Annotated in this window: 25 protein-coding genes and 1 tRNA gene; 14 read left to right on the top strand and 12 right to left on the bottom strand. The window is 34.1% G+C overall.

Features of this window, described 5'->3' with window-relative positions; genetic code table 11:
• Positions 1 to 127: 127 nt before the first annotated feature.
• Both G508_RS0116540 and G508_RS0116535 read left to right on the top strand, forming a co-directional pair.
• Positions 128 to 400: an HU family DNA-binding protein gene (locus G508_RS0116540; RefSeq protein ID WP_026706350.1), complete on the top strand. Its 273-nt coding sequence runs from the start codon at positions 128 to 130 to the stop codon at positions 398 to 400.
• 119 nt (positions 401 to 519) lie between these two features.
• Positions 520 to 1,080: a YqgE/AlgH family protein gene (locus G508_RS0116535; RefSeq protein WP_026706349.1), complete on the top strand. Its 561-nt coding sequence runs from the start codon at positions 520 to 522 to the stop codon at positions 1,078 to 1,080.
• Here G508_RS0116535 and G508_RS0116530 read toward each other — a convergent pair.
• Together G508_RS0116530 and G508_RS0116525 are read right to left on the bottom strand one after the other, a co-directional pair.
• Positions 1,077 to 1,916 carry an aminotransferase class IV gene (locus tag G508_RS0116530; protein WP_026706348.1) on the bottom strand — a complete coding sequence of 280 codons (840 nt, stop codon included), beginning with the start codon at positions 1,914 to 1,916 and terminating at the stop codon, positions 1,077 to 1,079. The two genes, G508_RS0116535 and G508_RS0116530, sit on opposite strands and share 4 nt — an antisense overlap.
• Before the next feature lie 52 nt (positions 1,917 to 1,968).
• Entirely contained in the window at positions 1,969 to 2,361 is a 393-nt protein-coding gene (locus G508_RS0116525) for an START-like domain-containing protein (protein ID WP_026706347.1), read from the bottom strand.
• A gap of 173 nt (positions 2,362 to 2,534) precedes the next feature.
• Here G508_RS0116525 and G508_RS0116515 point away from each other — a divergent pair.
• Positions 2,535 to 2,611 (top strand) — tRNA-Met (locus G508_RS0116515).
• A 237-nt stretch (positions 2,612 to 2,848) separates the two neighbouring features.
• On the opposite strand, the gene hisS is transcribed toward G508_RS0116515, so the two are convergent.
• From hisS to G508_RS0116495, 4 genes are all read right to left on the bottom strand, one after another.
• Positions 2,849 to 4,522, bottom strand: a complete 1,674-nt coding sequence (gene hisS, locus G508_RS0116510) for a histidine--tRNA ligase (RefSeq protein ID WP_026706346.1) — start codon at positions 4,520 to 4,522, stop codon at positions 2,849 to 2,851.
• Between the two features lie 108 nt (positions 4,523 to 4,630).
• Positions 4,631 to 5,494, bottom strand: coding sequence for a peptide chain release factor N(5)-glutamine methyltransferase (gene prmC, locus G508_RS0116505; protein WP_026706345.1), 864 nt, complete (start codon positions 5,492 to 5,494; stop codon positions 4,631 to 4,633).
• Between the two features lies 1 nt (position 5,495).
• On the bottom strand, positions 5,496 to 5,750 hold the full coding sequence (locus G508_RS20170) for a hypothetical protein (protein ID WP_157486081.1): 255 nt from the start codon (positions 5,748 to 5,750) through the stop codon (positions 5,496 to 5,498).
• A 293-nt stretch (positions 5,751 to 6,043) separates the two neighbouring features.
• Complete coding sequence (locus tag G508_RS0116495; RefSeq protein ID WP_026706343.1) at positions 6,044 to 6,529, bottom strand: GNAT family N-acetyltransferase; 486 nt, start codon at positions 6,527 to 6,529, stop codon at positions 6,044 to 6,046.
• 27 nt (positions 6,530 to 6,556) lie between these two features.
• Here G508_RS0116495 and ribD point away from each other — a divergent pair, with 27 nt between their 5' ends.
• Genes ribD through G508_RS0116480 form a run of 3 tightly spaced genes read left to right on the top strand, consistent with a single transcriptional unit; the run spans position 6,557 to position 8,816 of the window.
• Complete coding sequence (ribD, locus tag G508_RS0116490) at positions 6,557 to 7,600, top strand: bifunctional diaminohydroxyphosphoribosylaminopyrimidine deaminase/5-amino-6-(5-phosphoribosylamino)uracil reductase RibD (RefSeq protein WP_026706342.1); 1,044 nt, start codon at positions 6,557 to 6,559, stop codon at positions 7,598 to 7,600.
• Positions 7,593 to 8,195, top strand: a complete 603-nt coding sequence (locus tag G508_RS0116485; RefSeq protein WP_026706341.1) for an HAD family hydrolase — start codon at positions 7,593 to 7,595, stop codon at positions 8,193 to 8,195. The genes ribD and G508_RS0116485 overlap by 8 nt, the downstream gene beginning before the upstream one ends.
• Positions 8,196 to 8,204: 9 nt before the next feature.
• The gene (locus G508_RS0116480) at positions 8,205 to 8,816 is read left to right on the top strand and encodes an IMPACT family protein (protein ID WP_026706340.1); all 612 of its coding nucleotides are present in this window, start codon (positions 8,205 to 8,207) and stop codon (positions 8,814 to 8,816) included.
• 16 nt (positions 8,817 to 8,832) lie between these two features.
• Here the strand turns inward: G508_RS0116480 and G508_RS0116475 are convergent, their stop codons facing one another.
• A complete protein-coding gene (locus G508_RS0116475; protein WP_026706339.1) occupies positions 8,833 to 9,240 on the bottom strand; it encodes an acyl-CoA thioesterase in 408 nt (135 codons plus the stop codon).
• A 186-nt stretch (positions 9,241 to 9,426) separates the two neighbouring features.
• Here G508_RS0116475 and dnaA point away from each other — a divergent pair, with 186 nt between their 5' ends.
• From dnaA to G508_RS20630, 5 genes are read left to right on the top strand one after another with little or no spacing between them, the layout of a single operon-like run.
• Positions 9,427 to 10,854 carry a chromosomal replication initiator protein DnaA gene (dnaA, locus tag G508_RS0116470; RefSeq protein WP_026706338.1) on the top strand — a complete coding sequence of 476 codons (1,428 nt, stop codon included), beginning with the start codon at positions 9,427 to 9,429 and terminating at the stop codon, positions 10,852 to 10,854.
• 2 nt (positions 10,855 to 10,856) lie between these two features.
• On the top strand, positions 10,857 to 11,330 hold the full coding sequence (locus G508_RS0116465) for a low molecular weight protein-tyrosine-phosphatase (protein ID WP_026706337.1): 474 nt from the start codon (positions 10,857 to 10,859) through the stop codon (positions 11,328 to 11,330).
• Between the two features lie 24 nt (positions 11,331 to 11,354).
• Entirely contained in the window at positions 11,355 to 12,077 is a 723-nt protein-coding gene (locus G508_RS0116460) for an SAM-dependent methyltransferase (protein ID WP_026706336.1), read from the top strand.
• Between the two features lie 46 nt (positions 12,078 to 12,123).
• On the top strand, positions 12,124 to 12,360 hold the full coding sequence (locus G508_RS0116455; protein WP_026706335.1) for an addiction module protein: 237 nt from the start codon (positions 12,124 to 12,126) through the stop codon (positions 12,358 to 12,360).
• Entirely contained in the window at positions 12,350 to 12,640 is a 291-nt protein-coding gene (locus G508_RS20630) for a type II toxin-antitoxin system RelE/ParE family toxin (protein ID WP_026706334.1), read from the top strand. The genes G508_RS0116455 and G508_RS20630 overlap by 11 nt, the downstream gene beginning before the upstream one ends.
• A gap of 54 nt (positions 12,641 to 12,694) precedes the next feature.
• On the opposite strand, the gene G508_RS0116445 is transcribed toward G508_RS20630, so the two are convergent.
• From G508_RS0116445 to dapF, 5 genes are all read right to left on the bottom strand, one after another.
• On the bottom strand, positions 12,695 to 13,333 hold the full coding sequence (locus tag G508_RS0116445; RefSeq protein WP_026706333.1) for a hypothetical protein: 639 nt from the start codon (positions 13,331 to 13,333) through the stop codon (positions 12,695 to 12,697).
• Positions 13,334 to 13,430: 97 nt separating this feature from the next.
• A complete protein-coding gene (locus tag G508_RS0116440) occupies positions 13,431 to 14,348 on the bottom strand; it encodes a DUF2279 domain-containing protein (protein ID WP_026706332.1) in 918 nt (305 codons plus the stop codon).
• Between the two features lies 1 nt (position 14,349).
• Complete coding sequence (mltG, locus tag G508_RS0116435; protein WP_026706331.1) at positions 14,350 to 15,390, bottom strand: endolytic transglycosylase MltG; 1,041 nt, start codon at positions 15,388 to 15,390, stop codon at positions 14,350 to 14,352.
• Positions 15,391 to 15,400: 10 nt separating this feature from the next.
• Positions 15,401 to 15,934, bottom strand: a complete 534-nt coding sequence (locus tag G508_RS0116430; RefSeq protein ID WP_026706330.1) for a GNAT family N-acetyltransferase — start codon at positions 15,932 to 15,934, stop codon at positions 15,401 to 15,403.
• A 15-nt stretch (positions 15,935 to 15,949) separates the two neighbouring features.
• Complete coding sequence (dapF, locus tag G508_RS0116425; protein WP_026706329.1) at positions 15,950 to 16,732, bottom strand: diaminopimelate epimerase; 783 nt, start codon at positions 16,730 to 16,732, stop codon at positions 15,950 to 15,952.
• A gap of 308 nt (positions 16,733 to 17,040) precedes the next feature.
• Between dapF and G508_RS0116420 the strand changes: the two genes are divergently transcribed.
• The 3 genes from G508_RS0116420 (at position 17,041) to G508_RS0116410 (ending at position 21,037) form a co-directional block, all read left to right on the top strand.
• Entirely contained in the window at positions 17,041 to 18,435 is a 1,395-nt protein-coding gene (locus G508_RS0116420; RefSeq protein ID WP_026706328.1) for a trypsin-like peptidase domain-containing protein, read from the top strand.
• A gap of 228 nt (positions 18,436 to 18,663) precedes the next feature.
• Positions 18,664 to 20,115: a glyceraldehyde-3-phosphate dehydrogenase gene (locus G508_RS0116415; protein WP_026706327.1), complete on the top strand. Its 1,452-nt coding sequence runs from the start codon at positions 18,664 to 18,666 to the stop codon at positions 20,113 to 20,115.
• 127 nt (positions 20,116 to 20,242) lie between these two features.
• On the top strand, positions 20,243 to 21,037 hold the full coding sequence (locus G508_RS0116410) for a DUF3050 domain-containing protein (RefSeq protein WP_026706326.1): 795 nt from the start codon (positions 20,243 to 20,245) through the stop codon (positions 21,035 to 21,037).
• The last annotated feature ends 140 nt before the right edge of the window (positions 21,038 to 21,177 follow it).

Raw genomic sequence — 21,177 nt, 5'->3', positions numbered from 1 at the left:
ATCAACAAAACGGTCGAGTTATCAACAAATCGATGAAAAACATCGCAAAAGTCTTGCACAGTAAGGAATTCCTATTAAATTTGTTATAAGTAACGTAATGTTTAACCAACAATTAATAACTATTATTATGAACAAATCAGAATTAATCGATGCTATCGCTGCAGATGCAGGAATTTCAAAAGCTGCTGCAAAATTAGCTTTAGAGTCATTTTTAAACAATGTAGGTGCTACTTTGAAAAAAGGTGGTAGAGTTTCACTAGTAGGTTTTGGATCTTGGTCAGTATCTGACAGAGCTGCAAGAGACGGAAGAAACCCACAAACAGGTGCTACAATTAAAATTGCTGCTAAGAAAGTAGTGAAATTTAAAGCGGGAGCTGAATTAGAAGGTGGTATGAACTAATTCATTACCAGATATAAATTAAAGTCTTCCCGTCGGAAGACTTTTTTTTTTATAAAAATCATAACATTTTTTTGGGCGATTCAGATTTTTATTATTAAATTTAATAAATTTTCAGCAAAATGATAACAGACAAACTAAAAAAAGGACATTTGCTCATTGCAGAACCTTCAATAATAGGTGATCTTTCATTTAACAGATCGGTGATTTTGTTGGCTGATCACAATGAAGAAGGTTCTGTTGGTTTTATTATAAACAAACCTCTAAAGTACACCATCAATGACCTTGTTCCAGAAATTGATGCTTCTTTCAAGATTTACAATGGAGGCCCTGTAGAACAAGATAATTTATATTTCATTCACAACATTCCTGAACTTATTCCTAATAGTATTGAAATCTCAAATGGAATTTATTGGGGAGGCGATTTTGAATCTACTAGGGATTTGATCAATCAGGGGAAAGTAAATAAAAACAATATTCGTTTTTTTCTAGGCTACACGGGTTGGGAAGCCAATCAGCTGGAAAACGAAATGTCTTCTAACTCTTGGATTATTAGCCAAAACGTCTATGAGAATAAGATAATCGGAAAGTCGACAACTCACTTTTGGAAAGAAAAAATAAAGGAATTAGGTGGCGATTACCTTATTTGGTCGAACGCTCCAGAAAATCCATTACTCAATTAGCCAAACCGCACCAAAGTATTCAGCTTGACGATTAAATCAGTAGTTAACTTATTTCCGAATTCTTTCTTGCGGTATTTTGTGATGGGTTGAATTCCTGTAATGATGTTGGTTATAAATAACTCATCGGCTCTTTGCAAATCGAAAGGCGAAATAGGTTCTTCAACCACCTCTAATCCTTCTATTTTTTTCGCTAAAGCTAAAACTTGTCTTCGCATTACACCATTATGACAACCTTCATCAACTGGAGGAGTACTTAACTTATTCCCCATTAACATGAAAATATTGCCATTTAAGGCTTCAATTACATTCTTGCTATCATTTAGCAGCAAACAATTGTCTAAGCCATTTTCATCAGCAAAAATACTTCCGGTGATATTGATTAATTTATTGGTCGATTTTATCGTAGAAAGCAATTGTTTAGTAACATAGAAATCCTTGTATAAATCAACTTCATAGATAGATTTTTCAAGTCTATAAATTGCATTTTCTAGAGGAACAACATTTACAAGAAATGAAACCTCTTTGTTTTTTGGCAAATAATAGCCTCCGTCATTTCTATAAACTGTGATTCTGGCTCTTGCTGAAGCTTCGCATTCATTGGCTTTCGCCAAAATAAAGACTTGTTCTTCAAGATATTCCATTGTAAAATTCATCGGAATTTCCATTCTCACGATACGCATTGAAGACATCAAACGGAAATAATGATCCTCTAGAAAGAGAATCTTGCCATCTACAATTTTTAGGGTTTCAAAAACACCGTCACCATAAAGAAAGGCACGGTTGTTTACTAGTAAATTTTCGTCGGGGGAAACAATGTTTCCATTAAAATTGATCATATAAAAAAAGTCACGCTAAAAAGCGTGACAAATATAAGCGTAATAAATAATTTTATACCGATCCGATGACGTGTTTTAAGTCAGAAATTTGATTTTCCCACAATAAAGTAGCTTCGGCTACTTCATCCTCCTCTGCATAATCAATTACCATCAAAGAAACATCTTTAGTAATTTCATCTTCTAGAATTCTCAATTCAAAAAAATAATCAGTATCAACATCATTTTCATCTATCCATCTGAATTTTATTTTTTCTCCAGATTTTTTTGAAGCTACTCTTGCTTTTTCTTCAGAATCGTTCCAAATGAAGGTAAAAAACTCTCCCCTTGAATTAACATTGTCAGCAAACCATTCTGACAATCCAGAAGGAGTAGAAATATATTGATATAATAATTGTGGTGATGAATTTATTTGAAACTCCAGTTCATATTTTATTTTGACTTCCATACAATGTAACTATTTTCGAAATAATGTGTGATTAATTTTTTGGAAATATATCAAATATAAATTCAATAAAAAAGCATTTTGAAAAATAAAATTTTTTCTTCGATTTAAATTTGCAACATCTGAATTTAGTTTTATATTTGCACCCGCATTCAAGGATGCCAATAACCAAAAAAGGCGAGGTAGCTCAGTTGGTTAGAGCGCAGGATTCATAACCCTGAGGTCACGGGTTCAACTCCCGTCCTCGCTACCACAAAACGGACTAATCACTTAGTCCGTTTTTTTTATTTTCTTATTTCTGAAGAGAATAAATTTTTACTAAAAACCTCAAATGCATTATATCGTAAAAATCAACCAGTTAAACGATAATTATATAATCTTTAAAATAAATAATCTAATTTAGCTTAGTTCATAGTTATTAAATTACCCCTAACCAAAAAAGCACAATCCTTCCAGATTGTGCTTTTTTATTGCCATCGAATTTTCTTGTTTACAACAAAGCCTCTTTTAATTCTTCAAAATCCAAAAGAACCTGTTCTCCTGAAACAAGATTTTTTAAGGCAAATTGATTGTTATTCATTTCCGTTTCGCCTGCAATAACAGCAAAGGGAATATTTCGTTTGTCGGCGTGATTGAATTGCTTACCTACTTTTGCATTATCTGGATACAATTCTACTTTGATTCCTGCTTTTCTCAATTCAGCTATGGCTTTCATCGCATAAAAGGCTTCGGTATTTCCGTAATTTATAAATAATGCTTTTGTAGTTACGGTTACCGTTTCTGGAAATAAATTTAATTCTTCGATAACTAGGTAGATACGATCCAAACCAAAAGAAATTCCGACACCACTCATATTTTTCAAGCCGAAGATACCCGTCAAATCATCATATCGTCCACCCCCACCGATAGATCCCATCGAAACAGAAGCTGGTGGGGCAACTTCAAAAATAGCTCCTGTATAATAATTCAAGCCTCTAGCAAGGGTTACATCCAAATCTAAAATTGATTTTTGCATTCCTAGATTTGCAACATTTTCACAGATGAATTTCAATTCCTCAACACCTTTCATTCCTTCTTCCGAAGAAGCCAAAAGCGAGGCTAATTTTTCTATCTTTTCAGTAATTGTTCCTGTGAAATTGAACAAGGGCTGTACTTTCTCAATCGCAGTTTCCGAAATACCTTTTTGAAGCATTTCTTTTTTCACACCATCTTCGCCAATTTTATCCAACTTATCCAAGGCAACTGTAAAATCAATCAATTTATCCGAAGCACCAATCACTTCGGCAATTCCTGAGAGAATTTTTCTATTGTTGATTTTGATGGTTACACCTTCCAAACCTAAATCTGAAAAAACACCATCATACAATTGCACCAACTCCACCTCTTGCCATAACGAAGTAGAACCCACCACATCGGCATCACATTGATAAAACTCTCTGAAACGTCCTTTTTGAGGACGATCGGCTCGCCAAACGGGTTGGATCTGGTATCGTTTGAATGGAAACTCAATATCGTTTTGATGTTGCACTACATATCTTGCAAACGGAACGGTTAAATCATAACGTAGGGCTTTTTCAGAAATTTCAAGTGTGGTTTTATTTGAGTTTAGGTATTGAAATTGTTCGAAGTACCTATTGAAAAACAAAGAAAATATTTTCCTTCTTAACGCTAATGAATCAGCAAAATTTTCACCTGTTTTTATGAAAGCTTCTTTTGAAAAAGAGATTAATAAGTTTTTTACATCAGTATTTGAAAATATATCTTTGAGAAATTTATTTTCATTAGAATTTAAATATCTTTCACCAAGCACATCTATTAAATGATTTGAAATACCATCATATTCTTCATATTTATGAGTTAAAGCCTTTATCAATGCATCAATCACATCAAAGAAAACAACATTAATATCTATTGATGAGATAATATCTTTACGGACGTCTTTTAAATAATCACCAGAATTCAATATCTTAAAAATCAAACGATCGCCTTCTTCGCCATATTTTCCCATCAACGTTTCTGAATTTTCAAACGAAGGCGTTTCTATCGGCTGAAAGCCAAATTTCTCGAAATTGGTTTTGATGATTTGGATGATGTATTGTCTTTTGGCCACTTCTGTTGGCGAAAAATCTCTTGTTCCTTTCGGTATGCTTGGTTTTGATGCCATTTTTTTAATTATGAGTTATGAATTACGAGCTATGAGTTTTCTCACGGTTCGAAATTCTTTGCAAATATCTTATTTTAAAAATAAATTGTAGTCGGTTGAAGTATAATTCTAATGATTGTTTTTCAAAACAGCCTTAGTCATTCGGTCGTTATCATAAATATCTTTTCGAAGTTCGATATCCTGAAAACCTTTATTATGAAGCAATTCTACCATTTCTTCCCCTAAATATTGGTTGATTTCAAAATACAATCTTCCATTTTGATTGAGGTTTTTGGTAGCTAATTCCGCAATTTTTCGGTAAAAAATCAAGGCATCATTATCTTCCACAAAAAGTGCCAGATGAGGTTCGTTGTCCAAGACATTTTTCTTAATTTCTTCTTTTTCGAGATTTCGAACATAAGGCGGATTCGAAACGATTATATCAAATTGCATTTCCAAATCATTGGTTTCCAATATATTTTTTTCTAAAAAAACAACTTCAACCTGATTCATTTCAGCGTTTTCTTTCGCTGTTTTTAAAGCTTCGGGAGAAATATCAATCGCAAAAACTTTAGCATTCGGAATGCTTTTAGCCAATGAAATCGCAATGCAACCGCTACCCGTTCCAATATCAAGAATCTTTAAATCTTTCAATCTTTCAATCTTTGAATACTCATTAATCCACTCCACCAATTCCTCGGTTTCGGGTCTTGGAATCAAAACATTTTCATTGACTTTAAATTTCAATCCAAAAAACTCAGTTGAACCTAGTATATATTGAATAGGAATTTCTTTTTTTAATTGCTCTAAAATTGAATTCCATTCTTGAATCTCGTTATCAGAAAAAGAAAAATCTGGTTTTAAAGCCAAATCAATTCGTTTCATTCGGTGTTTTTCTTCCAAAATCAGATGAAAAAAACTTTCAGCTTCCATTACATCATAAATAGATTGAAGTTGCTCGATAAAATAAGTTCTGTATAGTTTTGCTTCCATTTTAATCATGTTTTGATAAAGAAAGATCTGTGAGAGTTTCTGCCAGAATCCAATCATTTTTTAATTTGGAAGTATCTACATCATACTCAACAAAGTATCGAAAAGGACCAAAATCGTAAACTCTATTGTCGACAAATATCATTTTATTAGATTTCCAATTCACATAATATTGATTTATAATTTTATCACTTTTACTTCCCTTATTATAATACTTTATTTTGAAATCAAAATACTGCCTTTGTGGATCTAATTTCATTAGATAAAAAGCAAAATTTAAGATTGCAATAAATAAAAACATATTATTTAAAATGACTGAGATGATTTTTAAAACTTTACTTTTAAATCTTCTAATAAGTCTAAACAGAAGAAAGATTATATAAAGACAGTATATATTAAAGAAAATCCCAAAAGCTCTGTTGTAATGTGGCTTCGTTAATTCAAGTTTAGGAAAGAAGAAATTGATTAAGATTACAGTCAAAAAAAAACCAATAGATGTAATCGATATAATTTTAAAATTTTTATTCATCTTTTCTTAAAATAAATCCAATCTCACAATTTTTTCAGCATCCAAACCGGACAAGAAGTATGTCCTGTATTACCCAAAGGCTCATTTAAATATTCAAAACCTACTTTTTTATAGAGTTTTTGAGCGTCTTTCATATAGGGCATCGTTTCGAGATAGCAACTTTCAAATCCGAATTCCTTGGCTTTAGCCAAACATTTATGCATCAGTTCTATTCCTAATCCTAAACCTCGGGCTTCGGGCAAGAAATACATTTTTTGCAATTCGCAAATACTTTCGTCTTCATTTTCAAGCTGACTCACTCCTGCTCCACCGATTATTTTGCCGTTGTTTTCGACTACAAAATAAATCGCTTTTGGCTTATGATAAGCTTCAAACATCAATTTTAATTGAGGATCAGCATAAGCCGTTCCTACTTTCGGGATATCCATTTCAATGAAAACATCCCGCACCACTTGTTCAATAGCTTGATTGTCTTCGGGTTGTATTGGTCGTATATTTATCTGTTGCATTACAAAACAATATCTTATTTTTGTGATGTGAAGATACACGAAAAATATATAAAACGTTGCATTGAACTGGCCAAAAACGGTTTGGGAACCACCTACCCTAATCCTTTGGTTGGCAGTGTAATTGTGTATGAAAATAAAATTATTGGTGAAGGTTGGCACAAAAAATCAGGCGAACCACATGCAGAAGTGAACGCTGTAAATTCCGTAAAAGACAAATCATTACTTTCAAAATCAACCATTTATGTAAGTTTGGAACCTTGCAGTCATTTTGGAAAAACTCCGCCTTGTTGCGATTTGATTATTGCGAATAACATCCCAAATGTTGTCATCGGAACCGTTGACCCCAATGAAAAAGTAGCCGGAAAAGGCATCAAAAAACTGATTGAAGCAGGAAAAAATGTCACAATTGGTATTTTGGAAGACGAATGCAACGAACTCAACAAACGTTTTTTTACCTTTCATCAAAAGCAACGACCTTTTATTATATTGAAATGGGCCGAAACTTTGGATGGTTTCATTTCTCCAAAAGAAAAAGTAGAACAAAAGCCGGTTTGGATTACGAATCAATATTCAAGACAATTGGTTCATAAATGGAGAAGTGAAGAACACGCCATTTTGGTGGGAACCCAAACGGTGATGGATGACAATCCCTCTTTAAACGTTCGGGATTGGAAGGGAAATAATCCGATTCGAATTGTTTTGGATCGAAAAAACAGAATTCCAAAAGAAAGTTCTATCTTTAATAACGAAGCAACTACGCTTTTAATTTCTGATGAAAATCAAATCGCTGAAAATTCAAATTTGATAGTTGAAAGAATTGATTTTGATGGAAATATTGCCGAAGAAATTACAACAATTTTATTCAAGCACAATATCCAATCGGTTATTATTGAAGGCGGAAGGCAAATGCTTCAAATTTTTATTGATGCCAATAGTTGGGATGAAGCCCGGATTTTTAAAGGAGGTATTTCTTTTGGAAACGGAACAAAAGCTCCTGTCTTGAATTCAATAGTCCGGGAGAGATTCACGATTCTAAACGACGAACTTTTAATTTTTAGCAATCATGATTGAAGCCATAATTTTTGATTTTGGAGATATTTTCATCAATCTGAATAAAGATGCGATGAAAAATGCCTTTAATTCGTTGGGACTAAAAGAATGGAACGACGAAATGAAGGAATTGAATTTGGCTTTTGAAGTTGGAAAAATTTCTGAAGAAAAATTTCTTTCTGGATTACAAAAACACATTCCGAATGCTTCAATGGAAACCATTAAAAAAAATTGGAATGCGATTTTGATGGATTTTCCGCTTTACCGTTTGGAATTTCTACAGATGCTTTCGCAGAAACACAGACTATTTCTTTTAAGCAATACTGATTCAATTCATATTCAACATTTTGAAGAAACTGTTGGAGAATCATTTTACAGCAACTTTTATCAATGTTTTGAAAAAGTATATTTTTCGTTTGAATTGGGAATGCGAAAACCAAATGAAGATATCTATAATTATGTTTTACAAAAGCATAATTTATCGCCAAAACGGACTTTATTTGTAGACGATAAAAAAGAAAATACTGACTCTGCTTTGAAACTCGGTATTCAGGTTTGGAATTTGCAAGTTGGACAAGAAGACGTTGTAGATCTATTCGATAAAAAACTACTTTAAAATTAGCTTTTGGAAATCAAGGACACCTATAAAACTTTGGCTGAGCCATCTGAAGAGACGTTGCTAAAAGAAAAGAACAGTAAATTCTTCGGGTATGCTTTTCCTGTAGAAAGAGAAGATCAAGTCAAGGAAATCCTGGAATCATTGCGAAAACAGCATTCTGGAGCCGGTCATTTTTGTTATGCTTATCAGATTGGCACCGATAAAATATCGTTTCGCGCCAATGATGATGGCGAACCGAGTAATTCTGCTGGAATGCCTATTTATGGCCAAATTCAATCTTTTGACCTCACTAATGTCCTTATAGTTGTCGTCCGTTATTTTGGAGGAACAAAACTTGGAGTTGGCGGATTAATTTCTGCCTATAGAACTTCGGCTCAAATGAGTCTTGAAGTTGCCGAAATCATCGAAAAAACAATTGATGTTCATTATATTATTACTTTCGATTATAAAAATATGAATAAGGTGATGCGGGTTATCAAGGAAAAAAACTTGGAACTCATTTCTCAAAAGATGGAAATGAGTTGCGAAATTGAAGTGGCAACCCGAAAAAAAAATGCCGAACCTACATTCGACATCTTCAATTCTATGTTTGAAATTGGCATCAAAATTAAAGAATAATCAGCATCCAATTTGTTTAACTATCAATTCCCGAAAGTTTTTCATTTATATAGTCTGGCGGAAGTGTTGGACGACCCGTTTTCATATCCACAAAAACCAAAATGGAGTTGCCAATTGTTAATAACTCCTTCGCTTCGTTATAAATCTCATAATCAAATTCAATCTTCACAGAAGTCTGTTTTTTATAAATGGTTTTCACCGTTAGTAAGTCGTCATATCGTGCAGGTTTTTTATAATTCATATTCAAAGACACTACCGGAAGCATAATTCCATTTTCTTCCATCCATTTATAGGAAACCCCCATGTTTCTTAGCCATTCCACCCTACCCATCTCAAAATATTGAGCATAATTACCGTGATATACGACTCCCATTTGATCGGTTTCGGCATATCTGACACGTACTGTAAACTGATGTTCTCTCATGTTTTTTTAACGTTAATTAAAATTAAATTCTATATTACTTACGACAATATTTTTACAAATTCAACCCCTATTTATTTTTTTTTAAAGAAATTTGTTCACATATTTGTTCTCCCGAATTATCGAGGAAAAAGTACTGCATTTTTTGTAAGACAAACCATTAATAAAACACAAAAACTAATAGAATATATGAACAAAACTGCTCAATCAGTATGGGAAAACTGTCTTCTATTCATAAAAGATAATATCCAGGATCAAGCCTACAAAACTTGGTTCGAACCGATTAAGTCAGTTGAGTTAACCGATAACGCTTTGTATATTCAAGTTCCTAGTAAATTCTTTTATGAATGGCTTGAGGAGCATTATGTGAAATTGTTAAAAGTTGCCCTTACCAAAGAACTCGGAAAAAACGCAAAGTTACTCTATAAAATTAAAATGGAGAACACTTACGGAAACAAACAACCTTTTACTGAACAATTGCCGAGTGCTCACAGAGCTCCGATGAAAGCTCAGGAAGTTGATGCTCCGTTTAAAAACTTAAATCCAGAGCTTAAAAATCCTTTTGTAATTCCTGGAATCAGAAACCTTAAGATTGAATCTCAACTGAATGCAAATTACAGTTTTGATAATTTCCTTGAAGGAGATTCTAATAGATTGGCGCGTTCTGCAGGTATGGCCGTTGCCAACAAACCAGGCGGAACATCGTTTAATCCGTTATTGATTTTTGGTGGAGTTGGTTTAGGAAAAACCCATTTGGCTCATGCTATTGGGGTTGAAATCAAAGATAAATATCCTGAAAAAACGGTTTTGTATATCTCTGCCGAAATTTTCACACAACAATATATTGATTCTGTAAAGAAAAACAACCGTAACGATTTTATTCATTTCTATCAATTGATTGATGTTTTGATTATTGACGATGTTCAATTTCTTTCCGGAAAAACAGGTACTCAAGACGTATTTTTCCACATCTTCAACTATTTGCATCAAAACGGAAAACAGGTTATCCTGACTTCTGACAAGGCTCCTGTTGACATGCAAGATATCGAACAACGATTGTTATCCCGTTTCAAATGGGGACTTTCGGCTGAATTGCATCAACCTGACTACGAAACAAGAATTTCTATCTTAAAGAACATCTTATATCGCGATGGCGTTGAGATGCCTGATGAAATCATTGAATATGTTGCCCGAAACATCAAATCGAATGTTCGTGAGCTTGAAGGTGCTATTATTTCTTTGATCGCTCAATCTTCTTTCAATAAAAAAGAAGTTACCATTGATTTGGCGAAACAAGTTGTAGAGAAATTCGTGAAGAATGTAAAACGTGAAATCTCAATTGATTATATCCAGAAAGTAGTTTCAGATTATTTCCAATTGGATTTGGATACTTTACAATCTAAAACCAGAAAACGTCACGTGGTTCAAGCGAGACAGTTGGCTATGTTTTTTGCAAAGAAATTCACGAAAGCTTCATTGGCTAACATTGGTTCACAAATTGGCGATCGCGATCACGCTACAGTTTTACACGCTTGTAAAACTGTTGACAACTTGGTTTCTACCGACAAGCAATTCAAGAAATTTGTGGATGATATCCACAAAAAACTCTCTCTCTAAAAATGTCTGTAAAGGTTTTGATGGTTTGCCTCGGAAATATTTGCCGTTCTCCTTTGGCAGAAGGCATTTTGGCATCAAAACTTCCTAAAGATAAATTTACCGTAGATTCTGCTGGAACTGGTGATTGGCATGTTGGCAAACAACCTGACAAACGCTCTATTGCCATTGCAAAAGCTAGAGGAATTGATATTTCTTGTCAAAAAGCACGGCAATTTCGCAAACAGGATTTCAGGGAATACGACTATATTTATGTAATGGATGGTTCCAATTATCAAAATGTAATAGATATGGCTCCTGATGAAACTTCGGAAAAAAAAGTTTCCTTAATCTTAAATGAACTTTTCCCAAACGAAAACGTAGATGTTCCAGATCCCTATTTCGGACTTGAAAATGGCTTTGTAACTGTTTATGAAATGCTCGATGAAGTTTGTGACGTGATTGCTGAGAAGCTTATCAGAGAACATTCATCTTCCTAATTTTTTCTTCAAATAAAAATCTAAATGAAATCAACCACACTTAAAGGCAAATTATATTTAATTCCAACAACTTTAGGCGAAGGCGATCCTATGGATGTTTTACCGCAAACCGTAAAAAGAGCAATTGATTTCATTGATACTTATGTAGTTGAAAACGAGAAAACAGCCCGAAAGTTTATTAAAAGTATCAATCCAGAAAAAGTACAGGCGAGTTTAAAATTAAGTTCTTTAAACAAACACACCGAAAAATCAGAGCATTTTGGGATGATAAAACCTTGTTTGGAAGGACATAATATTGGATTAATGTCGGAAGCGGGTTGTCCTGGAGTTGCCGATCCTGGTGCTGTGATTGTAAAATTAGCCCATGAAAATGGCATCCAAGTTGTTCCAATGGTGGGGCCATCTTCTATATTATTGGCAATTATGGCTTCGGGAATGAACGGACAGAGTTTTGCATTTAATGGTTATCTTCCAATAGAAAAATCTGAAAAGAAAACCGCTTTAAAAAATTTGGAAAAATTATCAGGAGATAAAAATCAGTCGCAACTATTTATTGAAACGCCTTATCGAAATAATAAAATGCTGGAAGATATTTTGCAAGCAATTAATCCTTCAACTTATTTATGTATTGCTTGTGATATCACTTTACCAACAGAATATATAAAAACCATGAAAGCTTCGGAGTGGAAAAATGCAAAGATTGATTTGCATAACCGACCTGCTATTTTTATTATTCATAAAATGTAATGACTTCTTTAAAATTGCTATATTTGAGATAAGAAAAAGAATTCTGATGAAGATTAAATATATCAAAGACCAAAAAGGAAAAACTACAGATGTCGTTTTATCTCTAAAAGACTGGGAAAGTATTAAAAACTCTTTTCCTGACATTGAAGAGATTACAAATGATATACCGAATTGGCATAAGGAAATTCTTGACCAAAGACTTGAAAATATTCAAAAATATCCTGAAAACATAGTTACATGGGATACCGTTCAAGAAGAGATTAAGAAAAAATATGGCTTATAGCATTATCTTTGATCCAAACGTAAATTTAGAAGTAACTGACCAAATTGATTGGTATAACTCAAAATCAAAAGGCCTAGGTTTTCGATTCTATAAAAATCTTCAGAATCAGATTGTTACAATTTCTAAAAATCCATATTTATTTGCTAATAAGTACAAATCAACCAGGGTTTCCTACCTGAAGATTTTTCCATTTGCCATTTACTACATTATTTTTGAAGAAACGAATTCAGTTTTAATTCTAGCAATACTTCACACGAGCAGAAAACCACTTGATATATAAAAACAAAAAAACTGCCTATCAGCAGTTTTTCTTTTTATAATAAAATGAAAATCATTACATCTTTATCTTTGCATTACTGTTTGCTACGATAAAAGAAGTATCATAACCTCCGAATGCCTTCATATAACTTTTTAGCGATGTCCCGTAATTATCTTTTATAGAACGTTTACCTTCGTTTCTGAAGAATTTTTTAACAGACCCAGCACCTCCTAAATGTGCCGCCGCCAAAATTCCAGACTCGGTTACTTTGACACCATTAACTACTTTTCCTTCGTATTTTTCAATTTCTTCACGTAACTCCCATTTGTTTTTTGCTAGTAATGCTTTAAAAGCCTTTTCTTGCATTCTTGGATTATTCAAAAACTCTGTGGAATTATGAATACCAATGGCTCTCAATGCTGACATACCAAACTGGTATTTCCCCATATAACCAAGAGAATTAATTAATCGATATCTTCCTTGTGATTCTTTAAAGGCGAGTGCTTCTTTGAAGCCTGTGAAAGTTTTTCCTGTAAACGGAAAATTAAAATAAGTGTATTCTTCTTCCTCAAGTGAGGGAAATAAATGAAGAGATTCTTCATTTGAACTTACATAAAACCAATCTAGATTTTCTGGTTTTGATGATTTGAAACCTAAGCTTATAAAAGCTACAACAACTGCAATACTAGTGTAATATATCCATTTTTTAATCATACTTTGAATTTCTTCTCAACCTGTCACACCGAGAAATTTCTGCAAGGCAAAGATACAATAAAAAATACAAACCTGAAAATCAACCTGTTAATGTTTTCTAAAAGTAAAGAACATGAAATTTAGACTTCCCTAAGCTATTGATTTCAAAGGTTGGAGCAGGAATCTTGATGGTATTGAAAATCGAAAAAAGGGTCTTTAAAGTATGGGATTGTGTCTGAATTTTAGTCAAATCGACATCCAAACTCAAGTAAAATTGTCGGATTCTGGTCTTTTCTGGGAAGAAAACGGTGTTCACCAATTCATCATCACCAGTAATCATTCCTTCGGCTCCATAACCAGCTGCAATATTGAGCCATTTTGGAATATTTGAATCTTTAAAAAAGGAATGGATGTTACCCGAAAGCCAATAGGTTTGTCCGTTATAATCCTTTAAGATTTGCTCGTTTAAGGATTTTCCTAAAATATTTGGCCGTGCAGAAGCATAAGGCGTGGTATGAAACGAAAATTTAGGAACAATACGTTGTTCGTTCCAAAGTAATTCCTGCGAAACATATAAAGCCGTTCCAGAAGCATTTGCTACCATATCGCCCCATGAAAAACCCCATTCAGACGAATGTCCATCAAAAATTTCGACTGCAGTTAGAAAACCTAAACCAAGTGTTGAACCATATAATAACTGGCTTTTTTTATTAGCTCCACTCCATTCGAGTAATTCGGATCCAAATCTTCCCATTTGGTAAGACGAAAAAACGTGTCCAGCTTTATCCATTTGAAGCCACTGTGCATTGTCGTTTTTTAGATGGAAACCGGATTTTGCATAATCGCTGTACCAAACTTGGTTTAATGCCACTAAAGTTCCGGTTAGAACAACTGCTTCGGAAATGACAACCGTATTTCTTCGTTGTAAGTTTAAAGTATCAGCTGGTTTTAGGAAGCTGTCCAATTTGCCTTGTCCGAAAACATTCGAAAAAGAACCGATTAAAAAAAGTAAAAGTATGTGCTTGTAAAACTTCAAATTATCGTTTAATTCCTTGTTTGCTTACCCAAGCGATATATTTCTGACGGTTAACCTCGTGTTGGGCTGGAGTTACGGCAAATTCGTGGTAGCCAAAATTCGTCACACTTGCACAGAAATAAATATAATTGTGTTTCTCTGGATTCAAAACTGCATCAAGAGCCGTGATATCTGGCATTGCAATTGGTCCTGGAGGCAAACCTTCGTTCTTGTATGTATTATAAGGAGAAACCGTTTCCAAATCTTTATATAAAACGCGTTTGATAACTTGGTCGAAATTTCCTGAAGCTTTCTTTACTGCATAAATAACAGTTGGATCAGCTTCAAGCTTCATTCCTGTATTCAATCTATTCAAATAAACACCTGCAACTCTTGGTCGTTCGTCTTTTTTTACGGTTTCTTTGTGAACGATTGAGGCCAATGCAGAAACTTGAAGCGGTGTAAGATTTTGAGCTTCGGCTTTCGCCAATCTTTCTGGTGTCCAGAATTTTCGGTATTCCTTTGCCATTCTTTCGCGGAATTTCTCAGCATTCACATCCCAGAAAAACTCGTATGAATTTGGAATAAACATACTCAGAACATTCTCTTCGTTAAAACCATTTTCTTGTAAAAATTTTTCATCCTTGAAAGCATTTAGCAAACTCAAACTGTCGGCTTCTATTTGAGTTGCGATTCTTCCTGCGAAATCTTCCAATCTTTCCTGATTGTTGAAAGCTAGATTTACGGGAACTTCCTGACGAAGACTGTTTACGATATCATTACTGTTCATTCCGTTTTTCAACAAAAACTTTCCCGATTTTACATTTGCCAAATACGATTTCTTTTCGGCAACCATATTGAAACGGCCGATGTCTTCTATATAAGGTTTTATAATTTCTACAACCTGATTATAGTTGGCGTCTGTTGGGATATAGATAAAAACTTCTTTTTCGCTGAATTTTGTATTTGCAGAAAAGATGTCTCTGTAAATCATATAGCCATAAATTGAGGCTCCAACAACCACTAGAAGTGAAAAATAAACGAGGATTTTTTTAGGTTTCAAGATGATATTTTTAAAATGATTGATTGATTAATTGGAATAACGATTCGTCATTGTATTTGCCGTTCACCAAATTCCACTGTTTTTTTGTTCCAATTAATTGGAATCCAAAAGTAGTAAAAAGCTTTAAACTTGCTTCATTTTCAGAATCAATATTTGCATAAAGCTGATGTAAATTTAAATGTATAAAAGCATAATTGATTAAAAGTTGCAATGCTTCTGAACCAACACCTTGCCCTCTATTTTCTTTATTTTGAATCAGAATACCAATTCCAGCACGATTGTTTCTTGGATCATAATCAAACAAATCTATCAAACCGATGGATGAAAAATCTTCATTTCGGCAAATTGCCAATCGCAATTGCTTGGCTTCATAAATATCTTGATGTGCATTTTCCAAGTATTGACGTATCAGAAACCGGCTGTAAGGTGTTTGAGTATTGCTTACATTCCAAATCGATTCGTCATTTTCTACGGCATAAACAAACTCCAAATCCTCGGGTTCGAGCGCTCTTAGATAAATGTTTGGGCCTTTTAATGTTGTCATTTGGAATTTGGAATTTTAAACTTCGATTGTTCCTGAAAAAACAAATGTTGCAGGTCCTTTCAAGAAAACATCTGTAAATTTATTTTCGTTTGAATGGAAGGAAACTTCCAGTTTTCCGCCTTCTACATTTATATGTATGTTTTCTGAATCCGTTTTCCCAAGAACTTTCATTGCTATTGCAGTTGCAGTTGCACCAGTTCCGCAGGAAAAAGTTTCATCTTCTACTCCTCTTTCGTAAGTGCGAAGCGAAAACGTATTGTCGTCAACCTGTTTTACAAAATTGACGTTGCTTCCTTTTTCGCCATATAATTCACCATAACGAATTTGCGAACCTTTGGTTTTTACATCAAGATTTTTCAAATCTTCTACAATTTCGATGTGATGAGGCGATCCAGTGTCTAAAAAAACATATTCTGGAGTCACTTTTACAGTATCAACGTCTTTCATTTGAAGCGATACAATTCCGTTTTCTAAAACGGTGGCGTGATGCAATCCATCGGTAGCAATGAAAGTAGTTTGATTTTCAATGACGTTTAGACTTTTTGCGAAAGCTACCAGACATCGGCCTCCGTTGCCACACATGGAACTTTGGTTTCCGTCAGAATTATAGTAAACCATTCGAAAATCTGTCGAATTGTCATTTTCCAGAAGAATCAAACCGTCAGCTCCTATGCCAAATCTTCGGTCACATAGTTGCTCGATTAGCTTGGTATTATTTTTGGGAAATTGATCATTACGATTGTCTATCATTACAAAATCGTTTCCCGTTCCTTGGTATTTGTAGAATTTGAGTTGCATTTTTTGGGTTTAAGGTTTTGGATTCTAGGCACTAGGTTTTGGCGTTTTAAAGAGTGCTAATAGTTTTTATCTAGCCCTGACTGGAGGGAAAATCCTTTTTTGTTTTTCCTTTAAAAACAAAAAAGATTGGAAGGAAGGCAGGAATATGGTTTAAACAAATGCCCGAGCCTTTTGCTCCTAAAAATTAGCAACACAAAGTTACGAATATTAATGAAAAGTTAATCATTGTTAATCGAGCGTTAAACTGATTTTGGAGAAGGAATTAATCATCTAATTTTACTGTTAAATAACTTAATTATTATCAAACAATGAAAAGATTTGGAAATTTATTCTTGGTAGCCTTGTTAAGTGGGGCGACAACTCTTGGTGCTTACAAGTTGTTATTTGATGACGGCGGAGCGTTTGAATCGAAATCGATTGTGACGACTGCACCAAATAATTTTTCAAGAAATGTTGGCTTGGGAGCCGAAACGGTTGATTTCACGGATGCTGCCGACAAAGCAGTCCATTCTGTAGTTCACGTTAAAAATGTATCGTACCGAACGGTTTCGAACCCGATTATGGAATATTTTTATGGCTATAGAGGTGGTCAGCAACAGGAACAAGTGGGTACAGGTTCTGGTGTGATTATTTCGGAAGATGGTTATATCGTGACCAATAACCACGTGGTGAAAGATGCTCAGGATATTGAAATCACGCTGAACAACAAAAAATCGTATAAGGCAAAATTAATTGGAACGGATGCAAAAATGGATATTGCCCTACTAAAAATTGATGCTGATGTGAAGCTTCCTTATTCTACTTTTGCAGATTCTGATAATGTGAAAGTGGGCGAATGGGTTTTGGCAGTTGGAAATCCGTATAATTTGACTTCTACTGTAACGGCTGGTATTGTTTCGGCGAAAGCCAGAAATTTGGACACAAACGGAATTCAATCCTTTATTCAGACCGATGCAGCCGTAAATCCTGGAAACAGTGGTGGCGCTTTGGTGAATACAAGAGGAGAATTAGTTGGGATCAACACGATGATTTCGTCGATGACGGGTTCGTATGTAGGTTATTCTTTTGCCGTTCCTTCAAATATCACGCGAAAAATTATCGAGGATATTATGGAGTTTGGAAATGTTCAACGTGGAATGTTGGGTGTTGAAGGAACAGAATTGAATGCCACGATGTCAAAAGAATTTGGCGTAAACCAGACCGAAGGTTTCTATGTAAATAAGGTTACAAAAAATTCAGGTGCTGAAAAATCTGGCTTGAAATCGGGTGATATTATTGTGAAACTAGACAATCAAAACATTACTTCTTTTGCCGATTTGAACAGTTACATCAATACGAAACGACCTAATGATAAAATTCAGGTTTCGTTTTTGAGAGATGAAAAGTTAATGACTACTTCGGTGACTTTATCTAAAAATGATATTGTAAAAACGGATTTAAAAGGTATTCAAATTGAAAATATTGGGGCTGCCGAAAAGAAAGAATTTAAAATTGGCTATGGTGTAAAAATCACTGAAATCGAAAATCCGAGGTTGAAGCGATATGCTGATGAACTTTCTGGAGCCATTATCTTAAAAGTAGATAATATCAAAGCTGTGGATGTGGAAACGGTTTCTAAAATCATGTCGAACAAGGATGAAGAAGAAGGTGTTCAGATTGAATTGATTACCAATAATGGTCAGATGGTTCGAATGATTATCTGATAAATAAAGATTAAAATTTTAAACCATTAAGATATTAAGAAAAGTTAAGGGTGAAGCCTTAATAAAACTTAATATCTTAATGGTTTTCTTTTTTGAATTTGTAGAAATTATAAAATGTTTAAAACCTGTAGAAAATAAATTGTAAAAAAGTTTCACGAAAACGTTATAGTTGTTTACTTTTGCACCAAATTAAAAATAAACAACACTAACTATTTATAATTTAAGCAAATGGACCACAAAAAAGCTTCCTACGAAAAAGAACTTTCTTTTCAAGCTGACAGAAGACGTGCTGGAGTAGAATTCATTAAAATCATCAGTGATTTATGGTATGACAAATCAATCGAATTGGTTTTTTTTAGAAACCAGTTGATCGACAGAAACGTTAGCGAAATCATCAACTTGCACGAATATGCAGGAGCTTTTGTTGAAAAACCAATTTCTGTTTTTGATTCGGTTGAGATTGCTAGAGCGATTCTTTCGATGGATTTGCCACCTTCAAAATTGGATATTGGAAAGCTTACGTATGAGTTCCATTTGGAAGACGACAAATACAATGATTCTAGGTCATTCGTTATCGACAAATTGAAAAATGCCAAAGAATTCAAAAACATCAATCCTAAAAATGTAGTATTGTATGGTTTTGGACGTATCGGACGTTTGTTAGCTCGCGAATTGATGTCGAAAACTGGAAAAGGAAACCAATTACGCTTGAGAGCGATTGTGACTAGAGATAAAAATGATGCTACAAGTTTAGAAAAAAGAGCTTCATTATTGCGTTATGACTCCATTCACGGTGATTTTCAAGGTTCGGTAATTGCAGATCCTGAAAACAATGCCTTGATTATCAACGGAACTACTGTTCATATTATTACAGCAAATTCACCAGAAGAAATTGATTATACCACTTATGGAATTGATGATGCATTAGTGATTGACAACACAGGAGCCTTCACAACCCAAGAAGCTTTGGCAAGACACTTGACTTCTAAAGGGGTTGATAAAGTTTTATTGACAGCTCCTGGAAAAGGTGTTCCGAATATTGTTCACGGTGTAAACCACAACGAATATAATCCTGATGAAGTAAATATTTTTTCTGCCGCATCTTGTACAACTAATGCTATCACTCCAATTTTGAAAGCGGTTGAAGACACTTTGGGTGTTGTAAAAGGACACTTGGAAACGATTCACGCTTATACAAACGACCAAAATCTTGTGGATAACATGCACAAAAAATACCGTCGTGGTAGAGCTGCTGCATTGAATATGGTTATTACCGAAACTGGTGCAGGAAGTGCTGTTGCAAAAGCATTGCCTTCTTTGGCTGGAAAATTAACTTCAAATGCTATTCGTGTTCCTGTTCCAAATGGTTCACTTGTAGTATTGAATCTTGAGGTAAACAAGGAAACTTCGATTGCAGAAATCAATGCGATTATGAAAAAATATGCATTGGAAGGAGAATTGGTAGAACAAATCAAATATTCTATCAACAACGAATTGGTTTCTTCTGATATTGTTGGAACTTCTGCTCCATCTATCTACGACAGTAACGCAACAATCGTTTCTGCTGATGGAAAAAATATTGTATTGTATATCTGGTATGATAACGAATATGGCTACAGCCACCAAGTTATTAGACTTGCAAAATATATTGCTAAAGTAAGAAGATTTGCTTACTACTAGTAATTAACCCCAAAAACCAACCAAACCAAGAAAATCCGTTCTGATTCAGAACGGATTTTTGATTTATACAACTTTTCTGCTGCAGTTTATTTTAATACTTTTGCAAAAACCCTCTTAAACTATTTTAATGAATCCACATATTGAACGTATTCAAGAAGCAATAGCTCCTTACAGACAACAAATTATCGACCATAAAGTCTATTCCGTAATCAAGGATACTGAGGATTTGCAGATTTTTATGCAGTACCACATTTTTGCAGTTTGGGATTTTATGTCACTTTTAAAAGCATTGCAAAATAATCTAACCTGTACTTCTGTGCCTTGGTTTCCTGTTGGAGATGCAGACACCAGACATCTTATCAATGAAATTGTGGTGGGAGAAGAATCAGATGTGGATGCTTTTGGCAACCGAAAAAGCCATTTTGAATTGTATCTTGATGCCATGCAACAATGTGGAGCCGACACAACTTCGATTGAAAAATTTGTAACCGAGTTGAAACAATCTGGGAATTTTGAATCGGCTTTTGCGGTATCTCAAACTCCAATTGCTGCTAAGGATTTTGTAGATTTTACGTTTGACATCATTAACAGCAAAAAAAATTATTTGCAATCGGCTATTTTTACTTTTGGTCGCGAAGACTTGATTCCTGATATGTTCTTGGCCATCATTAATGATATGTACAAGGAATATCCTGAAAGTATTTCGACTTTTAAATATTATTTGGAACGCCATATTGAAGTGGATGGCGATCACCATAGCCATCTTGCCTTGCAAATGACCTCTAATTTATGTGGCGATAATGAAGCTTTTTGGAAGGAAGCCGAAATCGCAACCATCAATTCATTACAGCAAAGAATTAATTTATGGGATGGTGTTTATGAAGCAATTTTATTGAAGAGAAACGCTAGTGTAGAAGTTTAAATTTTTCAAAATATATTTTTTAAGCCATTAAGAAATTAAGAGGATTAAGGTAAAACTTAATGAAACTTAATTTCTTAATGGTTTAATTTTGAGTTATTATTTATAACTTTAGTCTCTCAGTTAAAAATTTTATCTACTTA

It is taken from the genome of Flavobacterium soli DSM 19725, assembly GCF_000422705.1.
In the GTDB taxonomy this organism is placed as follows: Bacteria; Bacteroidota; Bacteroidia; order Flavobacteriales; family Flavobacteriaceae; genus Flavobacterium; species Flavobacterium soli.
This window is presented reverse-complemented; position numbering and strand designations above follow the sequence as displayed.

What these genes read in the sequence shown, in the direction of transcription:
- G508_RS0116540 (WP_026706350.1), top strand. Translation starts at nt 128, where the DNA reads ATGAACAAATCAGAATTAATCGATGCTATCGCTGCAGATGCAGGAATT.
- G508_RS0116535 (WP_026706349.1), top strand. Translation starts at nt 520, where the DNA reads ATGATAACAGACAAACTAAAAAAAGGACATTTGCTCATTGCAGAACCT.
- G508_RS0116530 (WP_026706348.1), bottom strand. Translation starts at nt 1,916, where the DNA reads ATGATCAATTTTAATGGAAACATTGTTTCCCCCGACGAAAATTTACTA.
- G508_RS0116525 (WP_026706347.1), bottom strand. Translation starts at nt 2,361, where the DNA reads ATGGAAGTCAAAATAAAATATGAACTGGAGTTTCAAATAAATTCATCA.
- hisS (WP_026706346.1), bottom strand. Translation starts at nt 4,522, where the DNA reads ATGGCATCAAAACCAAGCATACCGAAAGGAACAAGAGATTTTTCGCCA.
- prmC (WP_026706345.1), bottom strand. Translation starts at nt 5,494, where the DNA reads ATGGAAGCAAAACTATACAGAACTTATTTTATCGAGCAACTTCAATCT.
- G508_RS20170 (WP_157486081.1), bottom strand. Translation starts at nt 5,750, where the DNA reads ATGAAATTAGATCCACAAAGGCAGTATTTTGATTTCAAAATAAAGTAT.
- G508_RS0116495 (WP_026706343.1), bottom strand. Translation starts at nt 6,529, where the DNA reads ATGCAACAGATAAATATACGACCAATACAACCCGAAGACAATCAAGCT.
- G508_RS0116485 (WP_026706341.1), top strand. Translation starts at nt 7,593, where the DNA reads ATGATTGAAGCCATAATTTTTGATTTTGGAGATATTTTCATCAATCTG.
- G508_RS0116475 (WP_026706339.1), bottom strand. Translation starts at nt 9,240, where the DNA reads ATGAGAGAACATCAGTTTACAGTACGTGTCAGATATGCCGAAACCGAT.
- dnaA (WP_026706338.1), top strand. Translation starts at nt 9,427, where the DNA reads ATGAACAAAACTGCTCAATCAGTATGGGAAAACTGTCTTCTATTCATA.
- G508_RS0116465 (WP_026706337.1), top strand. Translation starts at nt 10,857, where the DNA reads ATGTCTGTAAAGGTTTTGATGGTTTGCCTCGGAAATATTTGCCGTTCT.
- G508_RS0116460 (WP_026706336.1), top strand. Translation starts at nt 11,355, where the DNA reads ATGAAATCAACCACACTTAAAGGCAAATTATATTTAATTCCAACAACT.
- G508_RS0116455 (WP_026706335.1), top strand. Translation starts at nt 12,124, where the DNA reads ATGAAGATTAAATATATCAAAGACCAAAAAGGAAAAACTACAGATGTC.
- G508_RS20630 (WP_026706334.1), top strand. Translation starts at nt 12,350, where the DNA reads ATGGCTTATAGCATTATCTTTGATCCAAACGTAAATTTAGAAGTAACT.
- G508_RS0116445 (WP_026706333.1), bottom strand. Translation starts at nt 13,333, where the DNA reads ATGATTAAAAAATGGATATATTACACTAGTATTGCAGTTGTTGTAGCT.
- G508_RS0116430 (WP_026706330.1), bottom strand. Translation starts at nt 15,934, where the DNA reads ATGACAACATTAAAAGGCCCAAACATTTATCTAAGAGCGCTCGAACCC.
- dapF (WP_026706329.1), bottom strand. Translation starts at nt 16,732, where the DNA reads ATGCAACTCAAATTCTACAAATACCAAGGAACGGGAAACGATTTTGTA.
- G508_RS0116420 (WP_026706328.1), top strand. Translation starts at nt 17,041, where the DNA reads ATGAAAAGATTTGGAAATTTATTCTTGGTAGCCTTGTTAAGTGGGGCG.
- G508_RS0116415 (WP_026706327.1), top strand. Translation starts at nt 18,664, where the DNA reads ATGGACCACAAAAAAGCTTCCTACGAAAAAGAACTTTCTTTTCAAGCT.
- G508_RS0116410 (WP_026706326.1), top strand. Translation starts at nt 20,243, where the DNA reads ATGAATCCACATATTGAACGTATTCAAGAAGCAATAGCTCCTTACAGA.